Raw genomic sequence first — 18,214 nt, 5'->3', positions numbered from 1 at the left:
TGCACGGCTTCATCGGGTTTGAGTTTATTTTCAAGGAGCATTCAGCATCGGTGGTGAGCGACCGTCAGAGCATCCGCTGGGTTGGTAGAACTCGTTGTAGGACCTCGTCTGAAGCGTGGCTGGCTTATTTGTTTCTGCCGCACTCAGCCTTACGTTCTCGATTGCGCGGGTGGGTCGCAGGCCGCCGGTGAAGAGTGCTCTGATCTATGGAGGACTTAGGATATGAAACTCTCAAAGATCGTTATGACATGCGCTACGGCGTGTCTGCTGGCATTGGTCTGGTTCGGGCCTTGGTCGGAGGCGTTCGCTCAAGGCGGCGCTACAGGCCGAATTTCCGGAACCGTGACGGATGAAACAGGCGCCGTCGTTGTTGGCGCTGAAGTTGTAATCAAAGACACCACGACTAACGTTGAATACAAAACGACCACGAATCCGGATGGGTACTTTTTGGTGCCTGGCCTGCCGGTCAGTAATTACACGGTGACGGTGACGGCTGCTGGGTTTAAGTCATTAGTGGTTCGCTCGGTGGCCTTGAGCGCCGCCACGCCGGTTGATTTGAAGGTTGTGCTGGAAGCTGGCGAGATCATCGAGCAGGTTAACGTCGAGGCTGGCGCCGAGGTGTTGATCAATCGTTCTTCGGAAGAGGTGAGCACGACGATCACCGGTCGTCAGATCATCGAATTGCCGATCACGTCGCGTGATGCGTTGGATTTGGCTTTAACGCAACCGGGTGTGGCCACGCCGGGTCGCCCGCGCACTTCTTCGATCCATGGGTTGCCCAAAGGAGCTATCAATATCACGCTCGATGGGATTAACGTTCAGGATAACTTGCTCAAGAGTGGTGATGGCTTTTTCGCGTATGTTCGCCCGCGCATTGACGCCATTGAAGAAGTCACGGTGACAACCAGCAATCCGGGCGCTGATTCAGCCGGCGAAGGCGCCGTGCAAATCGCCTTCGTCACCAAAAGCGGCACCAATGAGTTTCATGGCGGCGGCTGGTGGTATCATCGCAATACCGCGCTCAACTCCAATTACTTTTTCAACAACCAACGAGGACTGCCTCGACAACGAATCCTGTTGAACCAATTTGGCTACAAGATTGGCGGCCCGATTAAGCGAGACAAGATGTTTTTCTTCTGGTCGCATGATAATTTCCGCATTCCGTCTTCGATTTTCCGCGAGCGTACCATGTTGAGTCTGGACTCGTCGCGAGGGATTTTCAATTATGTGCGCACGGACAATCGGCAAATTCAAAAGGTGAATTTGCTGGAACTGGCCGCTCGTTACAACCTCCCGACGCGGATTGATCCAGCGATCGGCGGCTTGATTGACCGTATCAATCAGGCTCGCGCGCTGGGCACGGTTTCGCCGGCTGACCCGGCCGGGCGGCTTGAGCGGTTTGCCTTCAACTCGCCCAGCTTCGATAAACGCTACTTCACCGACCTGCGATTGGACTGGAACATCACTGAAAAAATCAGGTGGGAAGGGATCGCGCACTACAACTACTTCGATGCATTTCCTGATACGCTCAATGGCGCCGATCCGATCTTCCCCGGCTTAGGCCTGGCTGGTGGACAGCACTCCAATCGCTTCTCTGGGTCAACGGCAATGCGCTGGACGATTTCGCCCACAATGGTTAATGAGTTTCGCTTTGGCTTGCAAGGTGGATCGGTGGCGTTTTTCCGCGAGTTAGGTCCCGAAAAAGTGCCGGGCGGCTATCGGTTGGATTGGCCGCTGGGCAGCAACCCGATTCCTCCGTTTTCGCCATCGCGGCGCAACACACCTGTCAAACAGTGGATTGATAATCTGACATGGACCAAGGGCCGCCACAACTTCTCGTTCGGTGGCTCGGCCACGCTGGTTACATTCTGGGGAAATGATTTCGATCCCTTTGGCTACGGTGACGCCATCCCGACGGTTACGTTTGGGATTGACGCCAATGATCCAGCCCAGAGCACGCTCTTTGACGTGGCCAACTTCCCTGGCATTTCCACTGCGACGGACTTACCCATCGCCCGTAGTCTTTACGCGCTGCTGGTGGGCCGCATTACCGACATCAGTGCGATCGTTTACGTGGACGAAAAGTTGCGCGAATTCGTTCAAGGCCAACCCCTGACACAACGCGGCCGGCACACGGAGTTTGGGCTCTATATGCAGGATTCCTGGCGCCTCACGCCAACGTTCACGCTCAATTATGGACTGCGCTGGGAGTATCAAGGTCCGCCGGTCAACACCAACAGAATTTACTTCACGCCGCAGCCGGACGGCTTGTGGGGTATTTCCGGGCCGGGCAACCTGTTTAAGCCAGGCGTCCTTCAAGGGCAACCCACCATCTACACGGTTGTGGAAGGGGAAAGCTACAATCGCGACTGGAACAATTTTGCTCCTAGTCTTGGTCTGGCCTGGTCGCCTAACATCCAGAAGGGATGGTTGTCCAAGATATTCGGCTCCGAAGGCAAGACGGTCATTCGCGGCGGCTACGGGATCACGTATACTCGTGAAGGCACGCTGTTGTTTGACAACCTGATGTTGGGGCCGAATCCAGGACCGCAAGTCGAGGCAAGTCTGCGCGTGGGGCGCGGCGATTTCCCGCCGGGTAGTTTACATTTCAACGGTGGACAAGGATTGCCGCCATTGCGAAGGACACTGGATCGGTTCACCACCACGTTGCGGCAGGCTGATTTTGCTTACAGTGCATTCACACCCAATGGTTACTTGACGCGTGACCTGGTGGTCCCGTATGTGCAACAGTGGACGCTGAGCGTGCAGCGCGAGCTGATGCGCGACACGGTGCTGGAGGTCCGCTATGTCGGCAATCACGCCGTCAAGCTGTTTCGCCAGGGCGACCTGAACGAAGTCAACATTTTTGAAAATGGGTTCCTGCGAGACTTCCTCAACGCGCAGATCAATCTGCGGATCAACGGTGGGCGCAGCTTTGCGCCGGGCGCTGCTGGAACGCAGCCAGTGCCGATTCTGCTGGCTGCGTTTGGTGGGCGAACTACCTCGCCGCAGTTTCGCGCCAGTGCGTTCATCGGTGACTTGAATTCTGGTCAAGCCGGCACGTTTGCGCGACGACTGGCCACGAACCGTCTGTTCATGGATAACCTGGTCAGTGCTGGCTATCCGCGGAACTTTTTTGTGGTAAATCCTGAAGGAACAGGTGGCGTCTGGTATCTGACCAATGATGGCGATTCCAACTATCATGCGTTGCAGGTTGACCTGCGACGGCGCTTTTCCAAAGGTTTATTGTTGCAGGCCAACTATAGCTTCAGCAAAGCCCTCTCGGACATCAGCGAGGTCAGCGCGGTTGTGTTTCAGCCGCGTCAGACGTTGCGCAATCCCCGGTTGGACAAAGGACTCTCACCGTTTGACATTACACATGTGTTCAAAGCTAACTGGATTTACGAATTGCCGTTTGGCCCAGGTCAACGCTGGGGCTTCAGTTCGAACTTGGCCAATAAGGCAATCGAAGGATGGGCCCTGCATGGCATCTTCCGCGCGCAGACCGGCGCCCCGTTTGTGCTGACCAGCGCTCGCTACACGTTCAACCACAACCTCACAGGATTGGGCATTGATAGCGGTGTTGTCCTCAAGGGAATAACCCGACAGCAATTGCAAAAGATGCTCAAGGTGCGCAAGACGCCAACCGGCCAGGTCTATTTCTTCCCTGAAGAATTGATCGGGCCGGACGGCCAGGCCAACAAGAACATTCTTGATTCGCCTAGCACGCCGGGGCAGTTCGGCTCTATTCTCTGGTTGCACGGTCCAGGCTTCCAACGCTGGGACCTGAGTCTCGTAAAGAAGACGCGCATCACGGAGAACTGGAACGTGGAGTTTCGCGCTGAATTTCTGAATGCGTTCAATCACGCTAACTTCTACTTTGCGCGGAGCGCAGCGTCCGGCAGCGGCGGCACGCGGGGCCTCCTTGGCGCCGGCGCGGCCAATGGTAGTACGGCGAATATCAATGACGGCCTGTTCGGACAGATTCTGAATGCGTATCAGGATACGTCCACGACAAATGATCCGGGCGGACGGATCATTCAATTCGTCTTCCGAATCAATTTTTAGTCATTCTGTGGTATGAGGCTTGATGACGCGGGCCAGTTGATGGTCGGCGTCATCAAGCCGTTTTTGATTCAGCATCAGCGGTGTCGGTCCACTTCGATCACCAGCTTTATCGAGCGAATCGGTTTCAAGACGACGTCCTGTTAGACATGGAACCTGTTTGACACCGCTCTTGCAAAGAGGGGCAGTGTGTTTCTTCAAGCAAAGGAGGTATCTATGAACATGAAGGGTCTTGCTAAGCGGTTTACATACGTAGTGGTCACTGTGTGGATGAGCTGCCTCAGTCAAGCTGTGTTCGCGCAGGCAACCAGCGGCACGATCACAGGTACTGTGACGGATATTCAGGGCGCGGTTGTCCCTGAGGCCGAGGTGGTGGTGATCAATCAGGCCACAGGCTTCCAGTACAGAACAAAATCCAATGACGATGGCTTCTTTGCCGTGACGGCGCTGCCCGTCGGCGTATACTCGGTTCAGGCCAGCGCAGCCGGTTTTAAGCAAATCGTGATGCGTGACATCAAACTTGATGTCGGGGGCTCGATCAAATTGACCGTCGTGCTGGACGTTGGGCAGATGACTGAGGTCGTTATCATTGAAGGGGGCGGGGAAGTCCTGATCAATAAGAGCTCGCCAACTATCAATTCAACGATCACCGGACGACAGATTACCGAGCTGCCGTTTGTATCCCGTGACGCGCTCGATTTGGTGCTCACGCTGCCGGGCACAGCGACGCCGGGGACGCCGCGCACATCGTCCATCAACGGCCTACCTAAAGGCGCGATTGACATCACATTTGACGGCATCAATGTGCAAGACAATTACCTGCGCAGTTCAGATGGATTCTTCACGATTGTTCGTCCGCGCATTGACGCCGTTGAAGAAGTATCGGTGACCACCAGCAATGCCGGCGCTGACGCTGCCGGCGAAGGCGCCGTCAAAATCAAGTTCGTCACCAAAAGCGGAACGAACGAATGGCATGGCGGCGGCTGGTGGTATCATCGCAACACGGCGCTCAATAGTAATTACTTTTTCAACAATCAGGCGCGGCTGCCACGGCAAATCATTGTACTCAACCAGTTCGGGGGCAAAATCGGCGGCCCCGTCATCAAAAACCGCTTCTTTTTCTTCTTCGCGCAGGACGAATTCCGGTTGCCGCAATCGAGCTTTGTGCGGCGTAACATTCTGACGGCGGAAGCTCGACGCGGATTATTCACCTACGCGCGCACAGATCGTCCTGGGCAGACCAACGCGGTGAACCTATTTGACCTGGCCGGGCGCAACGGCTTTCCCAGCACAGCCGATCCTCAAATTACCGCGCTGTTGGAACAAATTGATCAGGCGCGCGGTTCGGTTGCGGTTCGCAAGCTCGACCTGATTCGTGATGAGATCGGTTTCAACAGCCGGACCTACGATCGTCGCAGCTTCTCTTCGCTGCGTCTGGACCTGAACATCACAAGCAATCATCGTTGGGAAGGCACATATCATTACCAGTACTTCAATAACCAGGGCAGTCCGGTGATCCCTGGCTTCACACAACGCAGTGGCCAGGTGTCGAATCGCTACCTCATCTCCACCGCGCTGCGTTCGACGCTGGCTGCCAACAAAGTCAATGAATTTCGCTTCGGCTTTCAGGCCGCGCCCGTTGCTTTCAATCCAGGCGTCGGCCTGGAGACCTTTACCAGCGGCTTTGTTGTCAATTTTCCATCGTTTCTGACCAGCCCGTTTCAGTTTCCAACGGCCGGACGCAATACGCCCTATTATCAGTGGGCAGATCAATTCACGTGGACAAAAGGGGCGCACAATCTCAATTTTGGCGGCAATTTCAGTTGGATCAGATCGAAAGTCGTGGACTACGATCCATTCGGCTTAGGCAGCGCCATCCCCGACATCAGTTTTGGCGTGTTGCCGACCGACCCGGCTGATGCAATGTTCAACACGGACAATTTCCCCGGCATCAGCACAGCGAACGAACTGCCTCGGGCGCGCGCGTTGTACGCGTTTCTGACCGGGCGCATTTCGGGCGTCACCGGTTCCGTCTACGTCAACGAGCGAACGCGCAAGTATGAACAGTTCATCCCACTCGTACAAAAAACTGAACACGTCGAATATGGTTTCTACGCACAGGATTCGTGGCGCGCGACGCAAGAGCTGACGCTCAATTATGGTTTGCGATGGGAGTATCAAGGCGCCCCTCGGAACACCAACAACATTTATTCTACGCCCGGCTTTGAAGGTCTATGGGGCATTTCTGGTGTTGGCAATCTGTTCAGACCCGGCGTATTGACGGGCCGTCCGACGGTCTATCATCTGGTTGGTGATCAACCGGTGTATGCACGCGATCTGGATAATCTGGCGCCGAGTCTGGGTTTTGCCTGGAGCCCTCAGTCACAACATTGGCTCATGCGAAAATTATTCGGCACGGGCGGCGCATCCGCTATTCGCGGCGGTTTCTCCATCAGCTACACGCGCGAAGGGCTGACGATCTTGAATGATTTCATGATCGGGCCGAATCCGGGGCCGTATGCCTTTGGCGAGCTGGTCCCCGATGTGCACTTCACGCCGGGTTCGTTGCTGTTGCGCAACGGCGTGCCGCCCTTGTCTCGCCAGCCCCGCGAGTTCCAATTTCCTATCGCGCAGGCTGACTTCACCTATGGCGGCGTGGCGCCCAACGCGTTCATCCCCAATTTGAAGACGCCGTACGTCCAACAATGGTCGTTCGGTCTGCAACGCGAGATCATGCGCGACACGGTGCTAGAAATTCGCTACGTGGGCAATCGCGGCGTCAAACTCTATCGGCAATTCGATCTGAACGAAGTGAACATCTTTGAGAATGGATTCTTGCAGGAGTTCATCAACGCGCAGAACAACCTGCGGATCAGTCGCGCAGCCAATCGTGGCGCCTTGTTCTCCAATCAAGGCCTGCCCGGACAGGTGCGGTTGCCGATTTTGGAAGCGGCCTTTGGCACGACAAATCCGCGAGCGCCACTGTTCCGCAACACGACGTTCGTCAATTATCTGGATACAGGTCAAGCCGGCGCGTTCGCTCAGTCGCTGGCCTTCAGCGCCGCCTTCTTCCCGCGCCTAGTAGCCGCTGGTTATCCACCTAATTTCTTCGTTGTCAATCCGGAGACAACGGCCGGCAATTACGTGCTGGATAACGGCGGCGCGTCCAGTTACAACGCGCTGCAGATCGAGCTGCGCCGCCGCCTATCCAAAGGATTGCTCGTGCAAGGCAATTACACGTTCTCTAAGTCGCTGACGAATTTCGCTGTCGTTGATGCTGTCACGTTTCAAAATTACATCACCATTCGAAATCCTGACCTGAATAAAGGATTGTCGCCGTTTGACATTACCCACGCGCTGAAGGTCAATTGGATTTACGAGCTGCCATTTGGCCCCGGGCGCTTGTGGAACACCAGCTCGAGCATGCTGAACAAAATCATCGGCGGCTGGCAAACCGACGGGATTGTGCGCATTCAAAGCGGACCGCCGTTTCGCTTGACCAGTGGGCGACTGACGTACAACGGTTCAGCTACACCGCTGAGCACAACTGTTGTGTTGAAGAACATCACTCGCAATCAACTCCAGAAAATGCTCAAGATCCGCAAGCTGCCAAATGGCCGTGTGTTTTTCTTTCCTCCCGAATTGATCGGCTCGGACGGGCGCGCCAATCCTGAGTTCATTGATTCGCCGACCACGCCGGGCGAGCTGGGCGCATTTTTCTTCCTGCACGGCCCGCCATTCTACCGGGCAGACCTGAGCGTGCTGAAGAAAACTCCTCTCACCGAGAAGCTGAATCTAGAATTTCGCGCCGAGTTTTTGAATGCGTTTAACACGGTAAATTTCTTCTTCCCCGTCTCGGCTGCTTCACAGGCGCGCAATCACAGCATCAACAGTGTGACGTTCGGTGAGGTATTTGAAGCCTATCGGGACTTCGGCACGACCAACGATCCAGGCGGCCGGATTATTCAGTTCGTCTTCCGAATCAATTTCTAGCCGAAACAAAGACCACAAATGACGCGGATTCGGCTGAGCGTCGCAGGGATAAAGCAACGGCCCATCTACCTCGGCCTTATCCGCGTTCTATCCGTGCAGCTCGCCCGTGAGGTGCAGGCACATTGGCAGTTCGCTGCAAAAACAAAGCGCTTCACCTGTGGATGAAAGCCCACAGGTAAAGCGCTGAGCATTCAAACCGAGTTTACGTAGCAGCGAAAGCGGCTGACTACTGACTCACAATTAACCGCAGCATGACATTGCCGCCGGGGGGAACAGCCGCCGTGCCTTCATCCGGAGCCCAACCCGACAGCGCAGGAGTTGACCTGCCCGTGCCGCCGGCGAAGAACGAGCGGGTTCGACCCGAACCACCCAACGTGTCAATGTTGAACTGCATGCCATTGTTGGCCGGATCGGCCATGAAGTAGCCAAAGAACAGCTCCTGATTGCTGTCAACGACGAACGGCGGGTTAATAGCAAAATCAAGGAATCCGTCCGCACCGGGAACTGTCAGGTTACGGTCGAACACCAGCGTTGGGTTATCCGGCGGAGTCGTTGTGCCGGCGGGCGCGGTGAATGCCAGGAAGCGCACGGATTGTCCCGGAATATCAGGTCGCGCTACGCCGAACGTGGAAGGATTAAATAGATTCACGCGAGCGGCTGTGATCGTCACCTGGCGAGGACCAGACAGAGCAAGTTGCTGGCCCAACGAGAAGCGATTGACGTAGGTTCGCCCTAAGCCGGTGCGGAAGCGCAGAATGGCCAAAAGACCATTATCCACGTTCACTTCAATCGGGTCGGTGCCGCCTGTCTTGATGGTCAGTGTGTACGCCGACGGCGGTCCGTCAATGGGCGTGCTATTGGCGCCGCAGGTGTCGCATTCAAAGTTGGTGATGCCCAGAACATAACGGCCCGGCAACAGCACATTGGGGCCGATCTTCTCAGGGAAAGCGGCTGGGCCAAGCGGCGACGCCGCTGCGTTCACCGCCTCGGCATCGCTCACCAACGTGGGATCACCACCGGCGGGGACTTGCCACAGGATCATGTCCAGGTCAGTTGAGCGGTTCGGCCAGTTCAGGTCAAACGCCGCCACAGTTGGCTGGTTAACGACGAGGTTCAGCACCTTCTCAAAACTGTCCTCACCCACGAAGATCACCGTCCCACCACGGCTGGCGATATTGCCACTGATGGTGATTGTGCCTGATGCCGGCAATGTGATCGTTTGGGTGGTCGTCGGATCATCGGTCACGCCCTCTTGCGCAGCGCTCGTGGTGGATTCAGATACAGGGAAGCTGGCAAGCGTCAATAGGCCAGCGAGTCCCATTACGGTCAATAGCGTAAACAATCTCTTCATAAGGGTTCTCCTCCTAAAAGATTTTTGGATTGAAATGCGTAATCATGCACATGCCCGAAAAGAATGAGCTCGGTTCTTGCAAAGCTGCCTCCTGGCGCAAGAATCCTGTGCTTCATTCCCTAAAACTGTTGCTGCAAGTACCTTCACCGGGCGGCTCGGTTATAACATTCTGGACTTGTAAGTGTCAAGCCAAGTTTCTATTGTGTCAGCAGCATCGCCCAGACCAGATTTGGTGTAGTTTCGCGCGGCCTTGTGTTACAATGCTGGCTCACAGTGATTCCAATCCGGAGGAGGAATATCCTCATGCACGACGCGCGGATACATTATCTCGTTGGTTGGCTCATTTTGTGCCTGAACGGTTCGGTCTTGGGCTGGGCGCAGCAAGATCAAAAGGGAGCATTGGAACAGGAGGCGATTAAGCTGACCGCCACCGAAGTGGTCGTGGACGTGATTGTGACGGACAAAAAGAACAAGACGATTGTTGATCTGACGCCCGCTGATTTTGAGGTGTACGAGGATGGCATCAAGCAAACGATTACTTCAGTTCGCTTGGAACGGCGGGGGCGTGATGCGTCAGTCCGGATGACGGGAGAGAAACCATCCACGGCCAATCCGGTCGCGCCTGCCACAGGCTCTGTGGCCAGACAACCGAACCTGGTTATTCTGGTGTTCGATAATTTGTCGCTGGCGCGGGGCAGTCAAATCCATGCCGCCCGCGCCGCGCGCGAGTACCTGGAGAAGATCGGACCTGATGATTGGATCGCCGTGTTTGGCATTGACCTGCGGCTCTTCATGATTCAGCAGTTCACCCGTGACCGTGAGGCGCTGAAGAAAGCGGTGGAGATTGCGGCCAGCAGCACGTCACGCCAGTTCACTTCGAGCGCCGAGGCATTGGAACGCCTCCTGCAAACGCGCGGCGAGGGGCAGCCTGTCTCACAACAGCTTGCCGAAGCCGCAGCGACGCGCCTCTCGCCAACGGGCGATGTTAGCCGTCAGCTTGATAGCGTGTTGATCAACACGTTTCGCAGTTTCGAGCTGTTCGAGCGCGAAGCGCAAGCGCGCGCCAGCGTGCTAGCGTTGCTTGCATTGATTCGTGGTCAACAATCGCTGCCCGGACGCAAGACGGTGATTCTGTTTTCCGAAGGCTTCTCGATTCCTTCAAGCGTGGCTGGACAGTTCCGCTCAGTGATCGGCAATGCCAACCGGTATAACGTGGCGTTCTACACGGTTGATGCCGGCGGATTGCGCGTGGAGAGTGAAGGTGGGCGCGTTAGCGACCAAGTCTCGGCGCTGGCCACTGCGCGCGCGGCAGGCGCTGATCCGACGATTGTGGAAGGCGGGGAATCCATGTTAGGTCGTGTTGAAACGATTGGCCGGCTCAACACGCAGAGCGTGCTCGTGGAGTTAGCCGAAGCGACCGGCGGCCTGGCCATTCGCAACACCAATGACCTGCGGGCCGGACTGGCGCGCATTGATGAAGATACGCACACGTACTACGTGTTGACCTATGCGCCATCGAATCAGGATTTCGACGGGCGCTTCCGTAAAATCTCGCTCAAAGTCAACCGCGATGATGTGCGTGTGCGGGCGCGCAGTGGATACTTCGCGCTGCCGTCGAGTGATGCCATGCCGGTGCTGCCACACGAGGAACCCTTGTTTGAGGCGCTGCGGGTGACGCCTCGGCCAGCAGACTTTCCGCTGAAGGTCGCTTCGTTGCAATTCCCGCTGCCGCCGCCGCGCATGATCAATAGCGTGCAGGTGGTCGCTGAAATTCCTGCCGACAGGATCGTTCTCACCGAAGACAAGCCGGCTAGCAAAGAGAAGAAAAAGGATGGCGGTAAAGACGAGCCAAAGAACTATGTCGGACAACTGGCCGTCATGGCGCTTGTCAAGGACGCGCGCCGCGCGGTTGTGCGCAAGCTCAGTCAAAATTATGCGGTCAGCGTTCGCGCGGATCGTCTGGACGCATTTAAGTCGAATAAGATTTTGTTTTATCGCAACACAGACCTGGAACCAGGTCAGTATCAAATTGAGCTGATTGCCCGCGATGCTGGCAGCGGCAAGGCCAGCGTGCAACAGGTGTCGCTGAACGTGCCGGCGGGGAGCGCAGCGCCATTGCGGTTGAGCAGCATTGTGCCTGTGGGCAACGTCGAGACACTGCGTCCCGGCGAGCGCAACGAGGGCAATCCGTTCCAGTACGGCAACGTCACCATCATGCCGAACATGGATCGGGTGTATAAGAAATCGTCGGATCAGAAGATGCTCTTTTACTTCATGGTGCAGGCCGATCCGACAGCGACCGTCAACGTCAAGATCGAGTTCATTCATAAGTACCAAGTGGTGGGCCAATCCTCAGGCGCGCTGCCGGCGCCGGACGCGCGCGGCCAGATTCAGTATGTAGCCGAATTCCCGACCGCTTCGTTTCCCACCGGCGCGTATGATTTACGGGTCACCGTGACCGACGGCACGCATCGCGTGGTCGAGCGGACTTCATTCACCGTGGTGGATTGATTAGAGCCGCTGGCGTTGAGTAGAATGACGGCTCCAAAATCCATGAGTCGTACCATAACAAATTCAGACCGGAGGAGGTTGTAGGCCGCTATGTATGATCAGTTGAATGCGTATGTGCAGCATGTGCGCTCAGAGTTTGAAGAGAAATTGGGGCAGCTTGTTGAAATACCGACAATCAGCATGGACCCGGAACGCAAAGCCGATATTGAGCGCGGCGCCGAGCTCGCCGCTCAGTACCTGACGGCCATCGGCGCAACGGCTGAAAAGGTCGCTACGCCGGGCAATCCGGTGGTGTTTGGGCAGTTGATCCAGGACCCACGCTATCCAACCGTTGCCATCTACAATCATCTTGATGTTCAGCCGGCCAATGAACCAGAGTGGCGACAAGAGCCATTTCACTTTTTCAACAAAGATGGTCGCTACGAGGGTCGTGGCACCACCGATGACAAAGGCCCGGCGCTGACGGCGCTGATGGCCGTGCGCTATGCCGTGGATAATGGCGTGCCGCTCAACTTCAAATTCATCTGGGAACTTGAAGAAGAGATCGGCAGCCCGCATTTCGAGCATTTCATCAAGGCAAAAAAGAGCGAATTAAAGACCGACTCCGTGTTGGTCTCGGACACAATCTGGATTTCACGAAACAAGCCAACAATTCCGTATGGGCTGCGCGGGCTGATGGGCTTCATCCTCCGTCTGGAAACAGGCCGCAAGGATGCGCATTCGGGCGTCACAGGTGGCGCCGCGCGCAATCCCATCGGTGAGCTGTGCAAGCTCATTAGTGAGTGCTACGACGCAACAACCGGACGCGTCAAAATTCCCGGTTTTTACGATGACGTGAAGAAGGCCACCAGCAAGGAGATCAACAACTATATTGCTTCGGGGTTCCGCCTGTCGCACTTTGTCAAAGCGCATGAGTTCAAGAGCATCCGCTTCAACGATACAGCTCGCGTGTTGCGCAGCATCATGGCTGAACCCACGTTTGAAGTGCACGGCATCGTCGGCGGGTATACCGGCCCGGGCGTCAAGACGGTCATTCCGCCACGCGCTGAAGCCAAGATCAGCACGCGGCTCGTGCCTTACCAAAATCCTAAGAAGATTTTCAAACTGGTCAAAGAGTTCATCAAGTCGAAGAATCCGGATGTCATCGTCGAGCATGAGGCCACGTTACAGCCCTACTTGGGTCAGTTTGAAGGACCGTATGCCGAGGCCGGACGCCGGGCGATGCAATTTGCCTTCGGCAAAGACCCAGCGTTCACCCGCGAAGGCGGTTCCATCGGCGCAATTGTGACGATGGAGAAATACTTGAAAGCGCCGATTGTTTTTCTTGGCCTCAGCTTGCCCGAACATGGCTATCATGCGCCCAACGAGAATTATGATTGGGGGCAGGCTTCCGGTGGCATGAAGATGTTCGTCAAGTACTTCGACGAGATTTCCAAACTCAACAAATAGGAATGCTACCCATGCGTGCTTGTATGGCTTCAAGCGAGGCCGTCCAACTGCGCTGTGGCGTTCGTGTCCAAACTGATTATGAAGAGACTGAGCAGCATCATTGTGTTGGTATGGTTGTGTGGGTTGATGACCGGCGCGTCCGCTCAAGACGCCGCATTTTATCCCGGCGCTTCATACGATCCGAACATTCCCACGCTGAAGCAGATCGTCGGGCACGAGCCGGGCGAACAACTCACCACGCATGCTGAAGCTGAGCGGTATTTACAAGCGTTGACCCAGGCGGCCCCACGTCGAACACGTTTGGTCTCGTATGGTGAAACGTGGCAGAAGCGCAAGCTCTACTACTTGGTCATTGCATCGGAGGCGAATATAGCGCGGCTGGATCAAATCAAAGCTGATTTGCGTCGGCTGGCCGATCCTCGCACGCTCCCTCCTGCTGAAGCTGATCGGTTGATTGAAACACTGCCGGCAGTGACGTGGTTGGCCTACGGCGTTCACGGCAATGAAATCTCCAGCACCGACGCTGGCCTTCTGATGGCCTATCATCTGCTGGCCGCGCGAGGCGATCCGCTGGTACAGACGATTTTCGATCAATCCATCGTGGTGATTGATCCGATGCAAAATCCCGATGGGCGCGAGCGTTTCATCAACTACTATCGGCAGACGCGAGGACGCTGGCCTGATCCCGACCCGCAAGCGGCCGAACATAACGAAGTATGGCCCAGCGGGCGATCGAATCATTATCTGTTCGACATGAACCGCGACTGGTTCGCGCAAACGCAACCGGAAACACGCGGGCGCGTCAAAGCTTTTCTCGAATGGTTCCCCCATGTCTTCGTTGACCTGCACGAGATGGGATCAAACGAGACCTACTTTTTCCCGCCGCCTGCTCCGCCGGTCAATCCCGAAGTGACACCGACGCAGAATCAGTGGCTCGCTCGATTTGGTCGGAACAATGCGCGATGGTTTGACCGGATGAACATTGATTACTTCACCCGCGAAATCTTTGATGCGTTCTATCCCGGCTATGGTGAAGGATGGCCGATGTTTCACGGCGCCATCGGCATGACCTACGAGCAAGCCTCCGCTCGCGGTCTGGTCGTGCGGCGCAAGGATGACACGTTGTTGCATTATCGCGATGGTGTTCGGCACCACTTTATCGCTTCGATTGCCACAGCCGAGGTAGCGGCTACAGAGCGTCGCGCGCTGCTGCGCGATTTCTATGAGTATCGTCGTTCAGCGATTCAGGAAGGTGAGCGAGGGCCCGTCAAAGAATACATTATTGCTCCGGGAAGCGATCCCAATCGCGCAGCCAAGCTGGTTGCTACATTGATGTCTCAGGGCATTGAAGTCAAACAAGCGTCAACGCCGATTACCAATGCGAAGGCGCGTGATTACTACAACGACCAAGTGCAATCCCGGTCGTTTCCCGCAGGGACGTATGTTGTCTCGCTAGCCCAGCCGGCCAAGCGGCTGGCTCATACGCTGCTGGCTAAGCATACGCCGATTGAAGAATCATTCCTCAAAGAGCAGGTGCGCCGCTATCAGAAACGGATGAGCGATCAATTTTACGATGTGACTGCGTGGTCGCTGCCGTTGATGTATGACGTTGAATGCTACGCCGCCGAGGATGTCTCGCGCGGCCAACTGACAACGCTGCAACAACCACCCACACCACAGGGCCGCATGCATGGTGAGCCGGCTAAGCTGGCGTATCTGATTCCATGGGGGTCGAACTCGGCTGCCAAGGCGTTGACTGAACTGCTTCGTCAGGGCGTGCGCGTCTATAGCACTGACAAGGCGTTGGCGCTTAGTGGTCGTCGGTATCCGAGCGGCTCGCTGATTATCAAGGTCAAGGATAATCCGGCAGACCTACATCAACGTTTGACCAAACTAGCGGCTGACTTCGGCGTAGATGTCTACCCAACCGACACAGCCTGGGTTGATGAAGGCGTCAATTTCGGTAGCAGTTATGTCAAGTACCTGAAGAAGCCAAGAGTCGCTATGGCCTATAACACGCCGACCAGCTCGTTGTCAGCCGGTTGGATGCGCTATCTGTTGGAACAAGAATATGGCCAGCCGATCACCGTCATCAACACGCAACAACTGGGCAACGCCAATCTGAAAGAGTATGACGTGTTGATCTTACCCAACGGCTCCGGCTATGAACGGGTGCTGGGCGAGTCCGGCGCGCAGCGCATCAAGCAATGGATTGAAACCGGCGGGACGCTCATCAGCATTGGCGAAGCGACGCGATGGTTGACCGAAGAAAAAGTCGGCCTGTTGGCTTCAACCCGTGAATACAAGCCACGTCCTTCGGAGAAGAGCCGGCCGCCAGAACAGCCTGCCGCCGAGACAAAGACCGAACAACCAAAGCCCTCACCGCCCGCTGCTGCTCAAAAACCCGGCGCCGCTCAAAAGGGTGAGCAAAAACGAGAAGAGACGAAGAAAGATGAACTGACCAAGGAGGAACCCAAGCCGCTTCCTGCTCAAGAAGGGATTGAACCGGACAAAGAGCTTCCGGGCATCACGCCGGGAGCGATCATGCGCATCACCTTAGACACCGAGCATTGGCTCGCATTTGGCTACGATGGCGATGCCAACGTGCTGGTTGAGAGTCGCAATATCTTCACGCCGATTAAACTCGATCAGGGCATCAACGTCGGTCGCTATATGACTGAGGATAAGGTTTTGCTGAGCGGGTTCACCTGGGATGATGCCAAGAAGCAAATTGCCGGCAAAGCCTACTTGATGTATCAGCCGCATGGTCGCGGGCATGTCATCGCATTCGCTGAAGAGCCAAACTACCGCGCCTTCACGGATGGACTTCATCTGTTATTGTTGAATGCCATCTTTTTCACTCCGGCTCGTTGAGATGTTTCGTCGCGCATGAACAGGGAATGCGCGTCAATGAGAAACAGGCGGGTAGCAGTGCTCATGCAGTGACACAGCTTGAGGATACACCGGCTCATTTGTCTCATGGCCTATTGATGCGGCGCTGAAAAGGAATTTGCTTATGATCAAACGAATCGGCGTGCTCACGGGTGGCGGCGACGCGCCTGGATTGAATGCCGTCATCCGCGCGGTCGTGAAGACGGCGATCTTGCAATATGGTTGGGAGGTCGTGGGCATTGAGGATGGTTACGAAGGATTGCTCAGCCCAACGCAAACGCGACCGCTCGGATTGAACGATGTGCGCGGTTTGCTGCCGCGCGGCGGCACGGTGCTGGGGACGCGCAATCGCGGCCGTTTCGGTATCCGCCATGTAGATGGGCAGGTGATCAAGCCGGTCGAAGTCTATCAACAAGCAGTTGCCAACGTGCAGCGGTTGGGCATTGATGCGCTGGTGGTGATTGGTGGCGAAGGCACGCAGGCCATTGCCTATGAGTTTCATCAGTTGGGCGTGCCCGTTGTAGGCGTGCCCAAGACAATTGATAATGACTTGGCGTGTAGTGAGCGGACGTTTGGCTTCGATACGGCACTGGCTGTGGCCACTGAGGCGATTGATCGGTTACACACGACCGCTGAAAGCCATGATCGTGTGATGGTGCTGGAAGTCATGGGGCGACATGCCGGCTGGATTGCATTGGAAGCGGGCATGGCCGGTGGAGCTGACGTGATTCTGATTCCGGAGATTCCTTTCGAGCTGCAAAAAGTCGCTGGCAAAATTCTCAGCCGCGAACGTCACGGCCATCAGTTCTCTATTGTCGTGGTCGCTGAAGGCGCGATCCCGCAAGGCGGCTCCGCCGTCTATCAAGAAAAAGGTCAAGGGGGGCAGGAAGGCCGCCTGGGCGGCATTGGCTACGTCGTTGCCCAAGGGATTCAACAGCTCACCGGTAAGGAAACGCGCTTGGTCGTCCTCGGCCATTTGCAACGAGGTGGCTCACCAACGGCGTTTGACCGATTACTGGCGTCCTCGTTTGGCGTCATGGCCGTTGAGGCGTTGGCTGCCGGTCATCAAGGAATCATGGTGGTGTGGCGATGTGGCGCTGTTGTCGTCCATCCGATGGATGAGGCGGCCATTCAACTGAAGCAGGTGCCTCCCGATTGCCAGTTGATCAAAGCTGCGCGAGCTATAGGAATTTCATTCGCCGGCGAACTCGATCAATAACGTGTGTGCTCCCACCATTCGTGATCGGCGGGCCAGTAACGCCGCTGCTTAAACAGGTGCACCAAGAGCATGCCGGCGACAAATCCGCCGATGTGCGCCCACCAGGCAACGCCGCCCGTCTGCGCCGATTGTGCGCCCAACGAGGCTGCCCCTGCGACGAATTGTTGCAGAAACCAAATTCCTAACACGATCACCGCCGGAATCGGAATGAACTGAATAAAGATGAAAATCGGGACCAGCGTGATGACGCGCGCGCCCGGATAGAGCAACAAATACGCGCCCAGCACGCCGGCAATCGCGCCACTAGCGCCTAAGCTCGGCACTTGCGAATCTGGATTGAACATGATGTGCGCCACCGTGGCGATGACGCCGCACAGCAAATAAAAGATGAGGAACCGGCCATGTCCCATGCGGTCTTCGACGTTATCGCCGAATATCCACAGGTAGAGCATGTTGCCGCCAATGTGCATCCAGCCGCCGTGCATGAACATGGCCGTGAAAATCGGCGTGAGCAGCTCTGCCAGTGTGTATTCGTGCAGCACGCCGAATCCATCCACGTAGCCACGAGAAAAGTATTTGACGGGAACCACGGCGTACTCCTGGAAAAGCAGCTCAAGGCCTCGCTCGCTCAATGTCAGTTGATAGAGGAAGACCAGGATATTGGCCGCAATCAGCCCAATGCTGACCACTGGCACACGGCTCGATGGAATGTCGTCGCGAATCGGAATCATCAG

The 18,214-nt window shown here is 56.0% G+C and carries 8 protein-coding genes; 6 read left to right on the top strand and 2 right to left on the bottom strand.

Translation table 11 applies throughout. The features are described 5' to 3' along the window. The first annotated feature begins 222 nt into the window (after nucleotides 1-222). On the top strand, nucleotides 223-4,068 hold the full coding sequence (locus NZ823_07675; GenBank protein ID MCS6805007.1) for a TonB-dependent receptor: 3,846 nt from the start codon (nucleotides 223-225) through the stop codon (nucleotides 4,066-4,068). A gap of 213 nt (nucleotides 4,069-4,281) precedes the next feature. Beyond that, nucleotides 4,282-8,058 carry a carboxypeptidase-like regulatory domain-containing protein gene (locus NZ823_07670; protein ID MCS6805006.1) on the top strand — a complete coding sequence of 1,259 codons (3,777 nt, stop codon included), beginning with the start codon at nucleotides 4,282-4,284 and terminating at the stop codon, nucleotides 8,056-8,058. A 226-nt stretch (nucleotides 8,059-8,284) separates the two neighbouring features. Here NZ823_07670 and NZ823_07665 read toward each other — a convergent pair whose 3' ends face one another. Further along, nucleotides 8,285-9,409 (bottom strand): hypothetical protein, encoded by a 1,125-nt coding sequence (locus NZ823_07665; GenBank protein ID MCS6805005.1) that lies wholly within the window; start codon nucleotides 9,407-9,409, stop codon nucleotides 8,285-8,287. Between the two features lie 303 nt (nucleotides 9,410-9,712). Here NZ823_07665 and NZ823_07660 point away from each other — a divergent pair, with 303 nt between their 5' ends. The 4 genes from NZ823_07660 to NZ823_07645 all read left to right on the top strand — a co-directional run bounded on the left by NZ823_07660 (nucleotide 9,713) and on the right by NZ823_07645 (nucleotide 17,480). Beyond that, nucleotides 9,713-11,920, top strand: a complete 2,208-nt coding sequence (locus NZ823_07660) for a VWA domain-containing protein (protein ID MCS6805004.1) — start codon at nucleotides 9,713-9,715, stop codon at nucleotides 11,918-11,920. Between the two features lie 90 nt (nucleotides 11,921-12,010). After that, entirely contained in the window at nucleotides 12,011-13,369 is a 1,359-nt protein-coding gene (locus NZ823_07655; GenBank protein ID MCS6805003.1) for a M20/M25/M40 family metallo-hydrolase, read from the top strand. Between the two features lie 78 nt (nucleotides 13,370-13,447). Continuing rightward, a complete protein-coding gene (locus NZ823_07650) occupies nucleotides 13,448-16,243 on the top strand; it encodes a M14 family zinc carboxypeptidase (protein MCS6805002.1) in 2,796 nt (931 codons plus the stop codon). 142 nt (nucleotides 16,244-16,385) lie between these two features. Further along, nucleotides 16,386-17,480: a 6-phosphofructokinase gene (locus NZ823_07645; GenBank protein MCS6805001.1), complete on the top strand. Its 1,095-nt coding sequence runs from the start codon at nucleotides 16,386-16,388 to the stop codon at nucleotides 17,478-17,480. Here the strand turns inward: NZ823_07645 and NZ823_07640 are convergent. Then, entirely contained in the window at nucleotides 17,474-18,211 is a 738-nt protein-coding gene (locus NZ823_07640; protein MCS6805000.1) for a rhomboid family intramembrane serine protease, read from the bottom strand. The genes NZ823_07645 and NZ823_07640 overlap by 7 nt on opposite strands. Between the last annotated feature and the right edge of the window lie 3 nt (nucleotides 18,212-18,214).

The organism is Blastocatellia bacterium (assembly GCA_025054955.1).
Taxonomy (GTDB): domain Bacteria; phylum Acidobacteriota; class Blastocatellia; order HR10; family J050; genus JANWZE01.
The sequence above is the reverse complement of the archived record's forward strand: the minus strand, read 5'-3'. Positions and strand labels throughout refer to the sequence as shown.

Excerpts from the sequence above, each read along its gene's own strand:
- NZ823_07660 (MCS6805004.1), top strand. The coding sequence starts at position 9,713 with ATGCACGACGCGCGGATACATTATCTCGTTGGTTGGCTCATTTTGTGC.
- NZ823_07650 (MCS6805002.1), top strand. The coding sequence starts at position 13,448 with ATGAAGAGACTGAGCAGCATCATTGTGTTGGTATGGTTGTGTGGGTTG.
- NZ823_07655 (MCS6805003.1), top strand. The coding sequence starts at position 12,011 with ATGTATGATCAGTTGAATGCGTATGTGCAGCATGTGCGCTCAGAGTTT.
- NZ823_07675 (MCS6805007.1), top strand. The coding sequence starts at position 223 with ATGAAACTCTCAAAGATCGTTATGACATGCGCTACGGCGTGTCTGCTG.
- NZ823_07640 (MCS6805000.1), bottom strand. The coding sequence starts at position 18,211 with ATGATTCCGATTCGCGACGACATTCCATCGAGCCGTGTGCCAGTGGTC.
- NZ823_07670 (MCS6805006.1), top strand. The coding sequence starts at position 4,282 with ATGAACATGAAGGGTCTTGCTAAGCGGTTTACATACGTAGTGGTCACT.
- NZ823_07645 (MCS6805001.1), top strand. The coding sequence starts at position 16,386 with ATGATCAAACGAATCGGCGTGCTCACGGGTGGCGGCGACGCGCCTGGA.
- NZ823_07665 (MCS6805005.1), bottom strand. The coding sequence starts at position 9,409 with ATGAAGAGATTGTTTACGCTATTGACCGTAATGGGACTCGCTGGCCTA.